At 54.6% G+C, this 15,477-nt stretch carries 15 protein-coding genes; 2 read left to right on the forward strand and 13 right to left on the reverse strand.

Translation table 11 applies throughout. The features are described 5' to 3' along the window. Positions 1–20: 20 nt before the first annotated feature. The 3 genes from ACRDCA_RS23315 to ibpA all read right to left on the reverse strand — a co-directional run bounded on the left by ACRDCA_RS23315 (position 21) and on the right by ibpA (position 2,768). Positions 21–1,679 (reverse strand): putative transporter, encoded by a 1,659-nt coding sequence (locus ACRDCA_RS23315; protein WP_438691664.1) that lies wholly within the window; start codon positions 1,677–1,679, stop codon positions 21–23. A gap of 167 nt (positions 1,680–1,846) precedes the next feature. After that, positions 1,847–2,281 (reverse strand): small heat shock chaperone IbpB, encoded by a 435-nt coding sequence (gene ibpB / locus ACRDCA_RS23320; protein ID WP_438691665.1) that lies wholly within the window; start codon positions 2,279–2,281, stop codon positions 1,847–1,849. Between the two features lie 73 nt (positions 2,282–2,354). Beyond that, positions 2,355–2,768 (reverse strand): small heat shock chaperone IbpA, encoded by a 414-nt coding sequence (ibpA, locus tag ACRDCA_RS23325; protein WP_025120925.1) that lies wholly within the window; start codon positions 2,766–2,768, stop codon positions 2,355–2,357. Positions 2,769–3,071: 303 nt separating this feature from the next. Between ibpA and ACRDCA_RS23330 the strand changes: the two genes are divergently transcribed. Beyond that, positions 3,072–3,431 (forward strand): YceK/YidQ family lipoprotein, encoded by a 360-nt coding sequence (locus ACRDCA_RS23330; RefSeq protein WP_438691666.1) that lies wholly within the window; start codon positions 3,072–3,074, stop codon positions 3,429–3,431. A gap of 3 nt (positions 3,432–3,434) precedes the next feature. Here the strand turns inward: ACRDCA_RS23330 and ACRDCA_RS23335 are convergent, their stop codons facing one another. The 6 genes from ACRDCA_RS23335 to dgoR form a co-directional block, all read right to left on the reverse strand. Then, positions 3,435–4,715: a DUF3748 domain-containing protein gene (locus ACRDCA_RS23335; protein ID WP_438691667.1), complete on the reverse strand. Its 1,281-nt coding sequence runs from the start codon at positions 4,713–4,715 to the stop codon at positions 3,435–3,437. A 46-nt stretch (positions 4,716–4,761) separates the two neighbouring features. Then, entirely contained in the window at positions 4,762–6,054 is a 1,293-nt protein-coding gene (locus ACRDCA_RS23340; protein ID WP_438691668.1) for an MFS transporter, read from the reverse strand. A 223-nt stretch (positions 6,055–6,277) separates the two neighbouring features. Then, entirely contained in the window at positions 6,278–7,426 is a 1,149-nt protein-coding gene (gene dgoD, locus ACRDCA_RS23345; RefSeq protein ID WP_438691669.1) for a galactonate dehydratase, read from the reverse strand. Next, positions 7,423–8,040 carry a 2-dehydro-3-deoxy-6-phosphogalactonate aldolase gene (locus tag ACRDCA_RS23350; RefSeq protein ID WP_438691670.1) on the reverse strand — a complete coding sequence of 206 codons (618 nt, stop codon included), beginning with the start codon at positions 8,038–8,040 and terminating at the stop codon, positions 7,423–7,425. The genes dgoD and ACRDCA_RS23350 overlap by 4 nt, the downstream gene beginning before the upstream one ends. Continuing rightward, positions 8,024–8,917, reverse strand: a complete 894-nt coding sequence (locus ACRDCA_RS23355; RefSeq protein ID WP_438691671.1) for a 2-dehydro-3-deoxygalactonokinase — start codon at positions 8,915–8,917, stop codon at positions 8,024–8,026. The genes ACRDCA_RS23350 and ACRDCA_RS23355 overlap by 17 nt, the downstream gene beginning before the upstream one ends. Next, positions 8,914–9,609, reverse strand: a complete 696-nt coding sequence (dgoR, locus tag ACRDCA_RS23360; RefSeq protein ID WP_438691672.1) for a D-galactonate utilization transcriptional regulator DgoR — start codon at positions 9,607–9,609, stop codon at positions 8,914–8,916. Before dgoR ends, ACRDCA_RS23355 begins: the two co-directional genes overlap by 4 nt. Positions 9,610–9,707: 98 nt before the next feature. On the opposite strand from dgoR, the gene ACRDCA_RS23365 reads away from it, so the two are divergent. After that, entirely contained in the window at positions 9,708–9,908 is a 201-nt protein-coding gene (locus ACRDCA_RS23365) for a hypothetical protein (RefSeq protein WP_438691673.1), read from the forward strand. A 64-nt stretch (positions 9,909–9,972) separates the two neighbouring features. On the opposite strand, the gene ACRDCA_RS23370 is transcribed toward ACRDCA_RS23365, so the two are convergent. The 4 genes from ACRDCA_RS23370 to recF form a co-directional block, all read right to left on the reverse strand. Continuing rightward, the gene (locus tag ACRDCA_RS23370) at positions 9,973–10,713 is read right to left on the reverse strand and encodes an acid phosphatase (protein WP_438691698.1); all 741 of its coding nucleotides are present in this window, start codon (positions 10,711–10,713) and stop codon (positions 9,973–9,975) included. A gap of 308 nt (positions 10,714–11,021) precedes the next feature. Continuing rightward, positions 11,022–11,831, reverse strand: coding sequence for a sugar-phosphatase (gene yidA / locus ACRDCA_RS23375; protein WP_438691674.1), 810 nt, complete (start codon positions 11,829–11,831; stop codon positions 11,022–11,024). Positions 11,832–11,957: 126 nt separating this feature from the next. Then, positions 11,958–14,372 carry a DNA topoisomerase (ATP-hydrolyzing) subunit B gene (gene gyrB, locus ACRDCA_RS23380; protein WP_438691675.1) on the reverse strand — a complete coding sequence of 805 codons (2,415 nt, stop codon included), beginning with the start codon at positions 14,370–14,372 and terminating at the stop codon, positions 11,958–11,960. Positions 14,373–14,390: 18 nt separating this feature from the next. Continuing rightward, complete coding sequence (gene recF / locus ACRDCA_RS23385; protein WP_438691676.1) at positions 14,391–15,476, reverse strand: DNA replication/repair protein RecF; 1,086 nt, start codon at positions 15,474–15,476, stop codon at positions 14,391–14,393. Between the last annotated feature and the right edge of the window lies 1 nt (position 15,477).

Consider the following 15,477-nt stretch of genomic DNA (forward strand, 5'->3'; position numbering starts at 1 on the left):
AGCGGAGCCCCTTTTGTTGACTACATAGCCCAGAACAGCACCGCCAACAGCTGCGGTGACATAATGCGCAGGAACATCGCCAACGGATAGACCGTGGCATAAGACAACGCCGCAGCGCCGCTGGTGGGGTGCAGGCCGTTGGCAAAGGCCAGCGCCGGGGGATCGGTCATTGAGCCCGCCAACATGCCGGAGAGCGTCAGGTAGTTCATCTTACCCACCACCCGAGCCAGAATACCCACGCTGATCAGCGGTATCGAGGTGATTAACGCCCCGTAACCGACCCACGCCAGCCCATCCCCATGCAGCAGGGTATCGATAAAGTTGCCACCCGACTTCAGGCCAACCACGGCCAGGAACAGCACGATACCCAGTTCACGCAGCGCCAGGTTGGCACTTGGCGGCATAAACCAGTACAGCTTGCCGATGCTGCCGATACGCCCCAGGATCAACGCCACCACCAGCGGGCCACCGGCCAACCCCAACCGCAATGCTGCCGGGAAGCCGGGAATAAACAGCGGGATAGACCCCAGCAGCACCCCAAGGCCAATACCGATAAATACCGGCAGCATTTGCACCTGTTGTAGCTTCTGCTGGGCGTTACCGACAATCGCGGCCACTGCCTCAATAGATTCTGGCCGCCCCACCAGGTTGAGGATATCCCCGAACTGCAGCGTAACATTGCTGCCCGCCACCAGCTCGACCCCGGCACGGTTGAGGCGCGAGACCACCACGTCATACTTCTGCTTGAGATCCAGCTCGCGGATTTTTTTGCCCAACACCTTTTCGTTGGTGACCACCGCACGGACAACTTGCAGCGAGGTGCCACGGGTGGAGAGTGAAACGTCCACTTCTTCGCCAATCACCAGCCGGGCGTTTTCCAGTTTTTCTCGCTTGCCGACCAGGTGCAGGAAATCCCCCAGTTCGAGCGTCTCGTGCGGGGCGGGTACCATCAGCAAATCACCCCGTTTCAGGCGCGAACAGATGATGTCGTCACTATTGAGCAGTGGCACATTCTTGATGGCCATGCCTTGCAGATTGGGGTTACGCACCGCCACGTTCATGGTCTGCAACAGCTCGCGGTTACTCCCCAGGCTATCTTCAAACTCCTGCGCTTCCTTATCGATATTAATGCGGAAGAACAGGCGGATCAGCCACATCACCAGCAGAATGCCGCAGATACCAAATGGGTAGGCCATGGCATAGCCCATGCCCATGCGGTTAACCAGCGCCGGATCGGAGCCCAAATCGGTGAGTATCTGCTGCCCGGCACCAAGCGCCGGTGTATTGGTCACCGCGCCGGAGAACACGCCGAGGATGATCGGCAACGGCACGGCAAACAGCTTATGGACAATCGCCGCCACCACGCCACCCACCAGCACCAGCAGAATGGCGAAACCATTGAGCTTGAGGCCGGAAACGCGCAGGGACGAGAAGAAACCAGGGCCAACCTGAATACCGATGGTGTAAACAAACAGGATCAGACCGAACTCCTGAATAAAGTGCAGCATGTCGCCGTTGAGAGTGATCTGGTAAGTCTGTGCAAAGTGCCCGACGATGATGCCGCCGAACAAGACGCCGCCTATCCCTAAACCCACGCCATACACTTTCCAGTTGCCGATCCATAACCCGAGAATAGCCACCAACGCCAACATGCTGACGGTCAGGGCGATATCACTCATACGTCACATCCTTACCCAAAGTTTAACAATCTCTATGCGATTAAATACCTGCAATTACTAGGGATTCTGACATAAGGCGCGGGGGGGTAATGTGGGGTACAGCACAGAATGCAACGGGGGAGGCCCGAATGGACCTCCCCCGCAAGTTTTTGTTTTTTTTCAGCCGGTTATTTGGCTTCCAGCTCCGCAGCTGCCGTGCTGCCGATGCGGATACGCTGTGGCTGCAAGGCTTCCGGTACGTTACGTACCAGATCGATGTGCAGCAAGCCATTTTCAAACTTGGCTTCGTCAACCTGCAGGTGCTCTGCCAGGGTAAAGGTCAGGCTGAACTCTTTGCACACCAACCCCTGATGCAGATACTCCACCTGTTTTTCCGGCGGTGTCGGTTTGCCACGCACGGTCAGGCGCGGGCCTTCCACTTCAATATCCAGTTCGCTTTGTTTGAACCCGGCCAGCGCCAGGGAAATGCGATAGTGGTTGTCGTCGCTTTTCTCAATGTTGTATGGCGGGAACCCTTGTGGCTCCTGGCCTCCCATTGAGCTGGCCAGTTTGTCAAAACCGATCCATTGACGCAGCAGTGGGGATAAATCGTAGTTACGCATAATAGTAATCTCCTTCCAAGAAGCGAGGTTTAAAGTTTGCCCCCTGACGGCAGGCAGAGTGATGAAACAACGATTACTTAATTTCGATCCGACGCGGCTTTAATGTTTCCGGCACCACGCGTTGCATATCGATATACAGCAGGCCGTTTTCCAGTTTGGCGCCTCTGATTTGAATATGTTCGGCCAGCTGGAATTTGCGTTCAAAATTACGCTCGGCAATGCCTTGATATAAGTAGGTTCTTTCCGCCGGTTCATGGGTGTGAGCCCCGCGCACAATCAACAGATTATCTTGCGTCGTGATCTCCAGCTCCTGCTCGGCAAACCCGGCAACCGCGATGGCAATGCGGTAATGATTCTCGTCAACCAGTTCAATATTGTACGGAGGATAACCCCCGTTACCCTGGCTTTGGCCAGACTCAAGGGCGTTGAACAGGCGATCAAAACCGATCGCAGAACGGTACAGCGGGGAAAGATCAAAGTTGCGCATAACACAGCCTCCTAAGGCACTTCAGCGAGGTTGATAATAAAGCCTTCCATTATGGACAGGCTGAGCGACCAGAATTCCCTTACGGCAAATTCTTAATTTGGCCTTATAAAGAAGATGGGGTTTGCTTTCCGCTTTTCAACTGACGATGATCAAATAATTGCCAACGGAAACGGCGAAAATTTGTTTATCACATACACTCAAAGTGAGAGAGCCGCCACAGTGCGGAGCTTTGCAACTTTCATTGCTTTGGCTGGATGTTATAACTCAGCAAATTTCAGGGGATGGCCCCCTCAGGATGGATGAATGAAACCACTCAAAAAAATGATAGCAACCGGCTGCCTGCTGCTGAGCGCCAATGGCTGCTCGAGCGTAGCCAGCCACACCGGGGCCGATCAGGGTTACTACTCAGGAACGCGTGCCAATGTCGGCATGATGAAAAGCGAAGATACCAGTTGGGCCATGATGCCCCTGCTGGCGATCGATCTGCCCCTGTCGGCGGCGATGGACACCATTTTGCTGCCTTACGACTACCTGCGTTCAGGCAGCGATAAAACGGCAGCCTCACCGAAAGCGCGTATCCAACACGAAGAAGATCAAAATCTGGCTGCCAGCGGTAACCCAGGCCAGGGCATGGCGACTTCGTCAGCACCGGCCGGGTTGTAGTAGTTAAACTACCACCACAAAAATCTGGCTGAACCCAGCCACTTCGCGCATAAAGGCCACCTGTTTGCCGTCCGGTGAGAACACCACCGCGTCCCCCAATGGTGGCTGCGCAGTCCGTTTCGTCAGGCGCTGCATATTGCCGTTGACGATATCGCACAGCATTACGCTGTTATCACACACGAGAGCAAGCTTGCCCCCTTGCGGATGCCAACTGAACGCTGACTGAATACCGTGTTCCGCCTGCGTGATCTGGAGCGCTTCCCCACCGTTGGGGGAAATGGTCCACAGTTGCACAATGCCTCGCTCGTCCTTCATCAGAAAAGCAATGGCGCTGCCGTCTGGCGAACTACGTAACCAGTGGCGTGGCGTCGTGGCAACCCCTGGATAGCGGCGCTGGCTGGTATGGGTCAGCCTCCGTTGTTCAACCCCCAGCGGTGGGGCCGGTAAGGTAGTTGCCGTGCCCTGCAAGGGAGCCTTCCCGGCTTTGGCATAGTCAGCATCGTTTTCCGGCAAATCCACCACAAACACTTCAGGCAGTTTTTCCCCCTGCGGCGAGAGGGTATCACCGATAAACGCCAACGCCCAACGCTGGCGGCTGCCATCGGGTTTGCTGTAGCCTTGCTGGCCAATCCAACCCTCTTCGTAAGCCCGATTGATTTGATCGCTGCCCGGCTGCGGGGTGGGCGTCGTGGTGCTGACCAGAACGCAGAAGTGACTGCCGTCATATTCACGCGGGTGCTGCTTAGGTGGATTCACGCCCTGTAACGGCACCGCGACACCGACATTACGTAAATCCAGTGCCGGATCGAGTTCGTGCATCACATGGTCGTTATAGGTGAAGCTCAGGCGGCTGGCATCCGGGCTGAAGACATGTACGTGGGTACCACCACGCAGCGCACCAGGGGTATACGGAGCGGTAATGTCCAATGCATCGAGGGTGATCGCCAGTTCACGATCCGGTTCGCTGACGATTACGCCACGGCGATGGTGAAAATCATAATGCCAGTGGCTGTCAGGATGTTCCGGTCCATGGATAAACACATAACGCGCTGGCGCATCTGGGCTCACCGTCACTACGCCGACGTGCGCCCCCTGCTGCGCCCGATAAACCACTTCTACCTGACCGTTGGCAACGTTCACCCGCTCAATACTCAAGCCGGTGAAGGATGCGCCGCTTGGCCGTACATCATACGCCAGCCATTGGCTGCACGGCGTCCAGACGTTAATGTTGGTGAGTTGATGACCTCGCGGATCAAAAGTCAGCTGTCGTTCCTGATGGCTCATGGCGGCTCCTGCATACCGGCTGGCATAGAACCGCCATAGTAACCCATCAGCCTACCCGTTTCACATCACCCACCAGCAGCAGGTAGGACAACGCGCCTAACAGAGCCACTACCGATATATAAATAAGCGAAGGAGCAAACCCGTAATCCTGTGCCAGATAACCTACCACCAGCGGTACGGTAATGCCCCCCAAGCCCCCCACAAAGTTAAACACCCCACCAGTCAGGCCAATCAGGCGCACCGGAGCCAGCGAAGACACCAGCGACCAGGTGATGGAAGCAAAACCGTTGCCGAAGAAGGCCAACGCCATCAGCACCATAATCCACAGCGGATCGTCGGTGTAGTTGGCACCCATGATGCAGGTGGAAAGCAGCAGCCCACAGATAATTGGCGTTTTACGCGCAAAGCCGATGGATTTGCCACTGCGTAACAAACGATCAGCGACAAAGCCGGACAGTAATACGCCGCAAAATGCCGCCAGGAAAGGCACCGTAGTCATAAAACCAGCGGTCAGTGCGGTAATATGTTTTTCCTGCGTCAGGTAGTTCGGGAACCAGGTCAGGAAGAACCACAGCGTGGAGGCAATGGCGAACTGGCCAAGATAAACCCCGACCAGTTTGCGGTGGAATACCAGCTTCCAATCTGCGGCAGTCATGGCGACGCGAGCTTTCTTCTCTGTCACGACATCGCCATCGATCATTCCGCCGCCGGCCTGAATGTACTCAATCTCAGCGCTGTTGACGCCTTTACTTTTACGCGGCGGTTGATAGACAAAGTGCCAGATCAGCGCCCAGACCATGCCGACAGCCCCGGTGATGATGAATACCCAATGCCAACTCAGGATTTCCTGCACCCAAATCAGTAACGGGGTAAGAAACGCCAAGCCGACAAACTGGCCTGAAGTATAGAATCCTACGGCCGAAGCACGTTCCTGCTCAGGGAACCAATTGGTGACGATGCGGTTATTGGTTGGAAACGCCGGGGCTTCAAACAATCCGGTAATGGCACGCAACCCCATCAACGATCCTAGACCCGTGGCAAACCCTTGCAGTAAGGTCGCTATCGACCATCCCATAATCGCGATGAAATAGGTCATTTTTGACCCCACGCGATCGAGGAACCATCCACCAGGGATTTGGCAAAGGGTATAAGTCCAGGCAAAGGCCGAGAAAATATAGCCCATTTGCGTTTTGCTGATGCCAAACTCTGCTTGAATATGGGCGGATGCCACCGCCAGGTTGGCACGGTCAACATAGCAAATTACTACCGTGACAAATATCATAAATAATGTCAGATAGCGGCGCTTGCTTCTTGGCGCTGAGGTTAATGTCATGTCCATAATAATTATTCCGTTACTTGCGAATTTAATAGTGGCAAGTAGATGTAGGATACCTGCCCGAGGATATCTAAGTCTCACTGGTAAATAATAATTAATGCCGTCAGTCAGGTTACTTATTAATAATCAAGGTATTGTTTTGGGGGTGCGCACCCGGCTAAAAGGCGAGACAACGCCGCGCACCCTTGCGTGATAAATAGTTAAAACAAGATAAATTAAATCAGACTTACCACTCAGCGACGGCACCGTCAGGATAACGCCACACCGGGTTACGCCAATCCGTTGCCTGTTTACTACGTTCGATCACCAGTTCTTCATTAATCTCTACCCCTAATCCCGGCTTGGTTAGCGGATAGAAGTGGCCATCGCTCATTTTGAAATCGTCTTTATTCAACACGTAATCCAACAGCTCGGCACCCTGATTGTAATGAATGCCCATGCTTTGTTCCTGGAACACCGCGTTGCGAGCAACAAAATCGAGATGCAGGCAAGAGGCCAGCGCAATCGGCCCCAGCGGACAATGCGGTGCCAGCGCCACGTCGTAAGCTTCTGCCATCGCCGCAATCTTGAAACATTCGGTGATACCACCAGCGTGGGAAAGATCGGGCTGGATAATCGCCAATCCCCCGTCTGCCAGCACACGTTTAAAATCAAAACGCGAATACATGCGCTCACCGGCAGCAATCGGAATATGCGTTTGTGCCGCGAGGCGAGGATAATATTCGGCCTGCTCCGCCAACACCGGCTCTTCAATAAACAGCGGGCGATAAGGCTCCAGCTCTTTGATCAGCACTTTCGCCATCGGCGCAGCAACCCGGCCATGGAAGTCCAAACCAAACTCAATGCTGTTACCAAAGGCTTCACGGATTTGTGCCACCACCGCCACTGCCGCATCCACCTTGCGGGCATTGTCGATGATCCCCATCTCTTCACAGCCGTTGAGCTTGAAGGTATCAAAACCGATATGCGTCAATTTTCTGATACCGTCGATCACATCAGCAGGGCGATCGCCCCCAACCCAGCTATAGGCCTTGATTTTATCGCGCACCAAGCCGCCCAGCAGCTGATAAACCGGCACACCAAGCGCTTTGCCTTTAATATCCCACAGGGCCTGGTCGATACCGGCAATGGCACTCATCAAAATAGGCCCGCCGCGATAGAAACCACCCCGGTATAACGTTTGCCAGATATCATTAATCCGGGCCGGATCCTGGCCAATCACATATTCCGCCAGCTCTTGCACCGCGGCTTCGACGCTGCGGGCCCGGCCTTCAATGACCGGCTCTCCCCAGCCAACGATGCCTTCATCGGTTTCTATTTTCAGGAACATCCAGCGCGGCGGCAGCCGGTAGGTGGTCATTTTGGTTATTTTCAACGTGTAGCTTCCTTATAGGCTCGAACAAAAGCGGCGGCCTGCTGCGCAGTGCGTTCTACCGATTGACCAGCACGATACAAATCGCTACCCAATCCTGCGCCAACACAGCCGGCGGCCAAATAAAGATGCAGGTTTTCTGGCGTGACACCGCCAACGGCGAAAACGGGCACCTGCGGCGGCAATACCGCCTTTAACGCTTTGATATAGTCCGGGCCGAAAGCAGACGACGGGAAGATTTTGAGCGCCTGTGCCCCGGCCTCCAATGCGTTAAACGCTTCAGATGCCGTGGCACAACCGGCACAGACCGTCATCCCATGTTGTACTGCACGGCTAATCACCGCCGGTTGCGTATTCGGCGTGACCACCAGTTTGCTTCCCAGCCCGGCCAACTCATCCACCTGCTGCGGTTGTAGCACGGTGCCAGCCCCAATCAATGCCCGGTCACCAAAGGTTTGCACCATATCGCCGATGCTCTGTTGCCATTGCGGCGAGTTCAGCGGAATTTCAATAGCGTCAAACCCGGCATCCAGCAATGCCTGTACGTGGGCATGCACTTCCTGCGGAGTGATGCCACGCAAAATGGCAATCAGCGGCAACTCAGTTTTCCAGCTCATTCACAATACTCCTTATTCCGGATTGAAAAGCCCGATCGCCGTCCAGCATGCGGTGGCGGATCCCCGCCAGATCCAGCGCTTGCGCGTAACGTTCCCCTAATGTTGGGTTACCAATCACCGTAAGTGCAGCCTCCGCAGGCAGAGGATAACGGCGCTGCATTTGTGTCACTTCGTTGCCGATTAGCAGGCCGGATAACCAATCACTGACGGCGCTTTTTTCCATTTTGCCCAGTACGTGTGCCGCCCGGGTTTCAAATAGACGGCTTACCAGATGCTCCTCGTTAAGCCCGGTTTCCAACCCACGTTTAAAAGCCTGCGGATCGGGTTGCTGTTCAGTCAGCCCCACACCAATCAGAGAATGATTGAGTAACAGATGATGCAGTTCCCCCGTCATGACGGTACGGAAATCCACCAGCGTATCGCCATCCATCTGTACCCATTTGCTGTGGGTGCCGGGCATCACATAAAGTGCCGCAGGCTGCTCCGCATAAGCACCGATCAACTGCGTCTCCTCACCACGCATAACATTGCAGTTATCCGCACGTTCAACACACATTCCCGGGATGATCCAGGCTTTTATTGGCAATGCCTGCTTTACCACGGTTAACAGCCCGGCAACCTCAGTCAGACGGGTCGGGCAAGGCAAATAGGGCACTTGCAACCAGCCCGCATTGCTGCCGATCATCCCCGCCATCACTACCGGCAACGGTTCCGGCCAGCGGGCCATCAGTTCAGTGAACACCTGCTGGGGAGAGCGCCCCCCCAAACGGGTCACACCGGCCTGTGACTGCACTCTGTCTACACACTCCCCACGCTCGTACCGCCAGGCGCGCAGGTTAGTGGAACCCCAGTCAATCGCGATAAAGCTGTCACTCATGTAATTTCCTTTAGGCGTTTGGTCGAGCTGGCGATCATCGTCAGCGCTGCCCGTTCTGCAGCATCGGCATCCTGATGACGAATGGCGTCATACAGATCCTGATGCTCACGCAAAGTACGCGGCATATTGTCTTCATCCGACATATAAGTACGTTCAAATACCGCTCGCTGTAGTGAACTGATCGCAACACTGAGCTGCTGCAATACCGGATTATGTACCGCTGCCAGCACCGCCTCGTGATAGCGGATATCGGCTTCGTTAAACAATTCCCGCTGCTGATGGTGGGCAACCATGTCGTTCAGCGCCGCTTCAATCACCGCCAACTCACTGGATGTGGCACGTTCAGCTGCCCAGCGGGCAATGGTGGGCTCCACCAGATTACGCACCTCACTCATAGCGGCGATTAACCGTGGGTCGTAGTCCTGCGCCAACACCCAGTTCAAGACTTCGGTATCCAGGTAATTCCACTGATTACGAAGGGTGACGAACGCGCCACGATAACGTTTCACTTCCACCAACCGCTTTGCCATCAAGGCACGCAGCACTTCGCGGATAATGTTGCGCGAAGTCTGAAACTCTTCGCACAGCTCGGTCTCTGCGGGCAGAGCCGAGCCAGGGACGTATTTGCCGCCGACTATCTGCTGGCCAATCTCAATGATGATGCGGTCGGTTTTACTGATCTGCTGCTTCATTGCCTCTCCGTAATGCTCGCCATGTTGGGGTTACGGCTCCACTTTACCTCGCGTTATACCGTGGCGTCCTTTGGTTGCAGCACAATCTTGGTTTGTTGATGTTTAAATTCATCATGATTGTAGTACTAAATATCATTATTGTACTACAATCTAGATCACAAAACAGGCAGGCCGTCATTTTTATCGACTTTGATTGGCAGATTGGCGTGATGAGGGAGGTTTTAGTGCGCAAGGGAGACGAAGAGGAGGGAAAATACCGTGCTGGGGAATACCTGCAGACTATCGCAGATAAGGGTTAGAGGGGCGCAGCAATGCAGCGCCCCGTGGTAAGGTTTGTGGCACTGTTTGTGGCACTTTTTCCTATCACCCAGCTTTGGCCAACCGTTGGTATTCGGCTTTCGCCTTTTGCAGTTGTTCGATAAAAGCCGGCTCGGCGTGTAAACGTGCCACGATAGCGGAAGCCACTACACGCGCAGCCGTAACGTCACTCTGCCAGTGGTAACCACAGATCACCCGGCTTTGCCCCATCTCATAGCCCCGCTTGAGGATCTCACCCTGGCGGGCGGGATTGATTTCCGTCAGCACCAGCGCGGTAGCCCAGCCGATGGTGGTGTGGCCGGAAGGATAGGAGCCATTTTTTGACAGCGTACTTTGTTCATCTGGGCGGCAGGTATCCTCTTGGTAAAAAGCAAAAGGCCGAATGCGCATATAATGTTCTTTGGCACTGCGGGTCGCCAAATCACCGGCATCCTCACGCATTTTGGTAACCAGCCGATATATTTCCGGGGTTTTATCCAGGGTGATTTCCATACCAAATGCGCCAGAAAACGCCATTGGCACACCGTCACCACTCACATGGGCATCATTATAAGCCTGTTTGCCCCGCTCGGTATTTCTGAGTAATTTACCGGCATCATATTGTGCTTTGTCATTGAGAAAATCGATGCTGTCAACGGCAGGAGGTGGCGGAAGTAGTGTAAGGCTATCAATGGATTGTGATTCTTGCAGGAAATAAAGATCGGGCTGTGTGGTCACGTCTTTGGCGGCAAAAGATAATTGTGTGCAGGCAATAAAGGTCAATGAGGCTAATAAGGCTTTTTTCATCTTCATTTTACATCCATATAATTGCTGTGGATTAATTAATCATCCCTTGAATAACCGCTTAACAAGCAGGGGGCTGAAAATCACTATAATAGGGTTATCAATAACAGGCAAAAATACAGATCACAAAAATCATATTACACAAAATAACTAATACCCCCTCACCCCGGCCCTCTCCCATAGGGAGAGGGCGCTAGTTCAGCGTCGTTGGCAGGTAATGTGGCCTACGGTGTTAAGGTCAGCTCAGGGGTCAATAGGTAGCACATTTGGTCCCCTCTCCCTGTGGGAGAGGAGTTAGGGTTAGGGGCGGTTTACAATACAAATTTCTCAATCGCGCGCGCTACGCCGTCTTCGGTATTAGTGCTGGTCACATGCTGAGCGACTTCCTTTAATTCAGGGATCGCATTGCCCATCGCCACACCCAATCCGGCATATTCGATCATCGCGGTATCATTAGCCTGATCGCCTAACGCCATCACGTTTTCCTGCTTGATGCCCAAATGCTCGGCCAGCATTCTGACCCCGGCTCCTTTATCCACCCGCTGGTGCAGGATCTCCAGGAAGTAAGGCGCGCTTTTCATGATGGTGTAACGTTCCCAGGCCTCTGCCGGTAAGCGGGCAATGGCGCGATCCAGCAATTCTGGCTCATCAATCATCATCACCTTCGGGAAACGAATGGAGCGATCCATCTCTTCCACGCTGCGGTATTTCAAGGGAATACCGGTCATGTGGGATTCATGGATGGTATATCTACCAATGTCCTTGTTCGGCGTGTACAGGGTATCAAAATCAAACGCCTGAAAATGAACGCCAAAATCGCGTGCCAACTGCTCAAAATAGAGGTAATCGTCAAAACCGAGCGTTTCTTGCAGCACGCAGGCCCCGTCCACCGCTTTCAGCACCAATGCCCCGTTATAGGTGATGCAAAAATCACCTTCACCCTGAATATCCAACTGACGCAGATAGTCCTGCACGCCAACATAAGGCCGCCCGGTAGCCAGCACCACATGCACGCCTTTGGCGCGTGCGGCAGTCAGCGCCTGCTTTACCGCTGGCGTAATCTGGTGCTGCGGATTGAGCAGCGTGCCATCCATATCAATTGCAATCAGTTCAATAGCCATTCGAGCGTGTCTCCCAGTGGTTTTTTCTCATGCTAACCCGTTTCAGCTTGTCATGTTAGTGGAAAAAACGCATAAAAAAATCCGCGCGGGCGAACCGGCGCGGATTGTTAATCACCCGATGAGGCGTTAGATATCGATGTTCGCCGCTTTCAGGGCGTTTTCTTCGATAAAGGCACGGCGTGGTTCCACCGCATCGCCCATCAGGGTAGTGAACAGCTGATCGGCTGCAATCGCGTCTTTCACCGCTACGCGCAGCATACGACGCTGATCGGGATCCATGGTGGTTTCCCACAGCTGATCCGGGTTCATTTCACCCAGCCCTTTATAACGCTGGATCGACAGACCACGGCGCGACTCTTTCACCAGCCACTCCAACGCCTGTTCGAAGCTTTCTACCGGCAGGCGGCGTTCGCCACGTTCGATATAAGCATCTTCTTCCAGCAGGCCGCGCAGTTTCTCACCCAAGGTGCAGAGCCTGCGGTATTCGCCACCGCGGATAAACTCAAAGTCCAACGGATAGTCGGTATCGACCCCGTGGGTACGGATACGCAGCACCGGTTCGAACATCTGGCGCTCACGGTTTTCAATCAACACCGAGCTGTAGCTGCTGCCGTGTTGTTCGTTATCGTTGAGCAATTTCACCAGCGATTCAATCCAGTTTTCCACCTTGGCGCGGTCGCCCAGATCCTCTTCGTTCAAGGTTGGCTGGTAGATCAGGTTGTTCAGCAACGCGCGCGGGTAGCGGCGCTCCATCCGGCCAATCTGTTTCTGTACGGCGTAATGCTCGGCCACCAGCTTCTCTAACGGCTCACCCGCCAAGGCAGGTGCAGAACCGTTGGTGTGCAGGGTCGCGCCGTCGAGGGCGATGGAGATCTGATACTGATCCATCGCTTCGTCGTCTTTGATGTACTGCTCCTGCTTGCCTTTCTTCACTTTGTACAGCGGCGGCTGGGCAATATAGACGTGGCCACGTTCGATGATTTCCGGCATCTGACGATAGAAGAAGGTCAACAGCAGCGTACGGATGTGCGAGCCGTCAACGTCGGCATCGGTCATGATGATGATGCTGTGGTAACGCAGTTTGTCCGGGTTGTATTCGTCACGGCCAATGCCGCAGCCCAGCGCGGTGATCAGCGTGGCAACTTCCTGTGAAGACAGCATCTTGTCGAAGCGGGCTTTCTCAACGTTGAGGATTTTCCCTTTCAACGGCAAGATCGCCTGGTTCTTACGGTTACGGCCCTGTTTGGCTGAGCCGCCCGCGGAGTCCCCTTCCACCAGGTACAGTTCGGACAACGCCGGGTCGCGTTCCTGGCAGTCTGCCAGTTTGCCTGGCAAGCCAGCCAAATCCAACGCGCCTTTACGGCGGGTCATTTCACGTGCTTTACGCGCCGCTTCACGGGCACGGGCCGCATCGATGATTTTGCCGACCACGATTTTGGCGTCCGATGGGTTTTCCATCAGGTAATCCACCAGCTTCTCGTTCATCAGCGATTCGACCGCCGTTTTCACTTCTGAAGACACCAGCTTGTCTTTGGTCTGGGAAGAGAATTTAGGGTCTGGCACTTTCACCGACACCACGGCAATCAGACCTTCACGCGCATCGTCACCGGTGGCGCTGATCTTGGACTTTTTGCTGTAGCCTTCTTTATCCATGTAGGTGTTCAGGGTACGGGTCATCGCGGCACGGAAGCCGGCCAGGTGGGTACCCCCATCACGCTGCGGGATGTTGTTGGTGAAGCAGTAGATATTTTCCTGGAAACCATCGTTCCACTGCAGCGCCACTTCCACACCGATATCGTCTTTCACGGTTGAGAAGTAGAACACCGTTGGGTGGATCGGGGTCTTGTTCTTGTTCAGGTATTCCACAAACGCCCGGATACCGCCTTCATAATGGAAGTGGTCTTCTCTGTCATTGCGTTTGTCTTTCAGGCGAATAGAAACGCCAGAGTTGAGGAACGACAGTTCACGCAGGCGCTTGGCCAGGACGTCGTACTCAAACTCGATGTTATTGGTAAAGGTCTGGTAACTAGGCCAGAAGCGCAGGGTGGTCCCGGTCTGGTCGGTTTCACCGACGACTTTCAGCGGAGCCTGCGGCTCGCCATGCTTGTAGGTTTGCTCGTGAACCTTGCCTTCACGGCGGATCACCAGTTCCAGCTTCTCTGACAGGGCGTTAACAACCGAAACGCCTACGCCGTGCAGACCGCCCGAAACCTTATAGGAGTTGTCGTCAAACTTACCGCCGGCGTGCAGTACGGTCATGATGACCTGTGCCGCAGACACCCCTTCCTCTTCGTGGATACCGGTTGGGATACCACGGCCATCATCCTGCACCGAGACGGAGTTGTCGGCGTGGATTGTCACCTGAATGTCGCTACAGTGGCCAGCGAGTGCTTCGTCGATAGCGTTGTCCACGACCTCGAATACCATGTGGTGCAGACCGGTGCCGTCATCAGTATCACCGATATACATGCCCGGACGCTTACGCACCGCATCCAGCCCTTTTAATACCTTGATACTTGAGGAGTCATAAGAATTCGACATCAACGTTTCTCGCTCATTTTAGTCCTGTGGTTGAACCTCTATTTTACCTTGTTCCACGCGGAACATCTTGCCCTTTTCACCCATCATGTCGGTTACTTGTTCAGCGCTTACCGCGCTGACAAAAACCTGTGCCTGGGTGGCTTTCAGGCGATCGGCCAGCAACCGGCGACGGCCGGTGTCCAGCTCGGAGGCAAAATCATCAATCAGATACAGGCAACGCCGCCCGCTCTGGCGGGTGAGAAACTCACCCTGCGCCAAGCGCAATGCGCACATCAGCAGTTTAAGCTGACCGCGCGATAACAAATCCTCTACCGGCGTACCTTCGGCACGAATGCGGAAATCCGCTTTATGCGGCCCCACCGCGGTATAGGTTAACGCCCTGTCGCGCTCAAACTGGCGCTCCAGCAGCTCTCCGTAGTCGCTCTCTTTGTCCCAGCCGCGCTGGAAAGAGAAACTCAGGGCAAATTCGGGCAGGAACTGCGCGCAGGTCGCGGTGATATCCGCGGCAATTGCATCGCTGTAGGCTGCCCGCCACTCGCTGATGCGCTCGGCCAACGGGATCAGTTCCTGATCCCAGGCGCGGATCTGCGCATAGCGATTGACCTGGCGCAGCGCGGCATTGCGCTGCTTCAGTAACCTTTTCAGGTTGCTCCAGGCGGTGAAAAAACCGGGTTCATTGTGAAAACAACCCCAGTCCAGGAAAGCACGCCGATACTTCGGCCCGCCATTAAGCAGGGTAAATCCTTCGGGGGTGATCAACTGCATGGGCAATAGCTGTGCCAGCTCGGCCACCTTATGGCCATCGCTGCCATCAATACGCACTTTGCTGTCACCCTGACGGCTTTTACTCAATCCTACCGATAATTCGCGCCCGGGGCCTTCAATCCGCCCATGCAGCACAAACTCCGGCTGGTCGTGACGGATCACTCGCCCGGCCTGCAGGCTGCGAAACGCGCGCCCATGACCAAGGGTATACACCGCCTCCAGCACGCTGGTCTTGCCGCTGCCGTTGGCCCCAACCAGGAAGTTAAATCCCGGCGCAGGTGCCAGATCGGCAGCTTCGATATTGCGGAAATCTTTAATCAGTAAGCGCGTCAGAGCCATA

Origin of the sequence: Serratia sp. (in: enterobacteria), from assembly GCF_051654945.1 — a bacterium.
Lineage (GTDB): Bacteria > Pseudomonadota > Gammaproteobacteria > Enterobacterales > Enterobacteriaceae > Chania.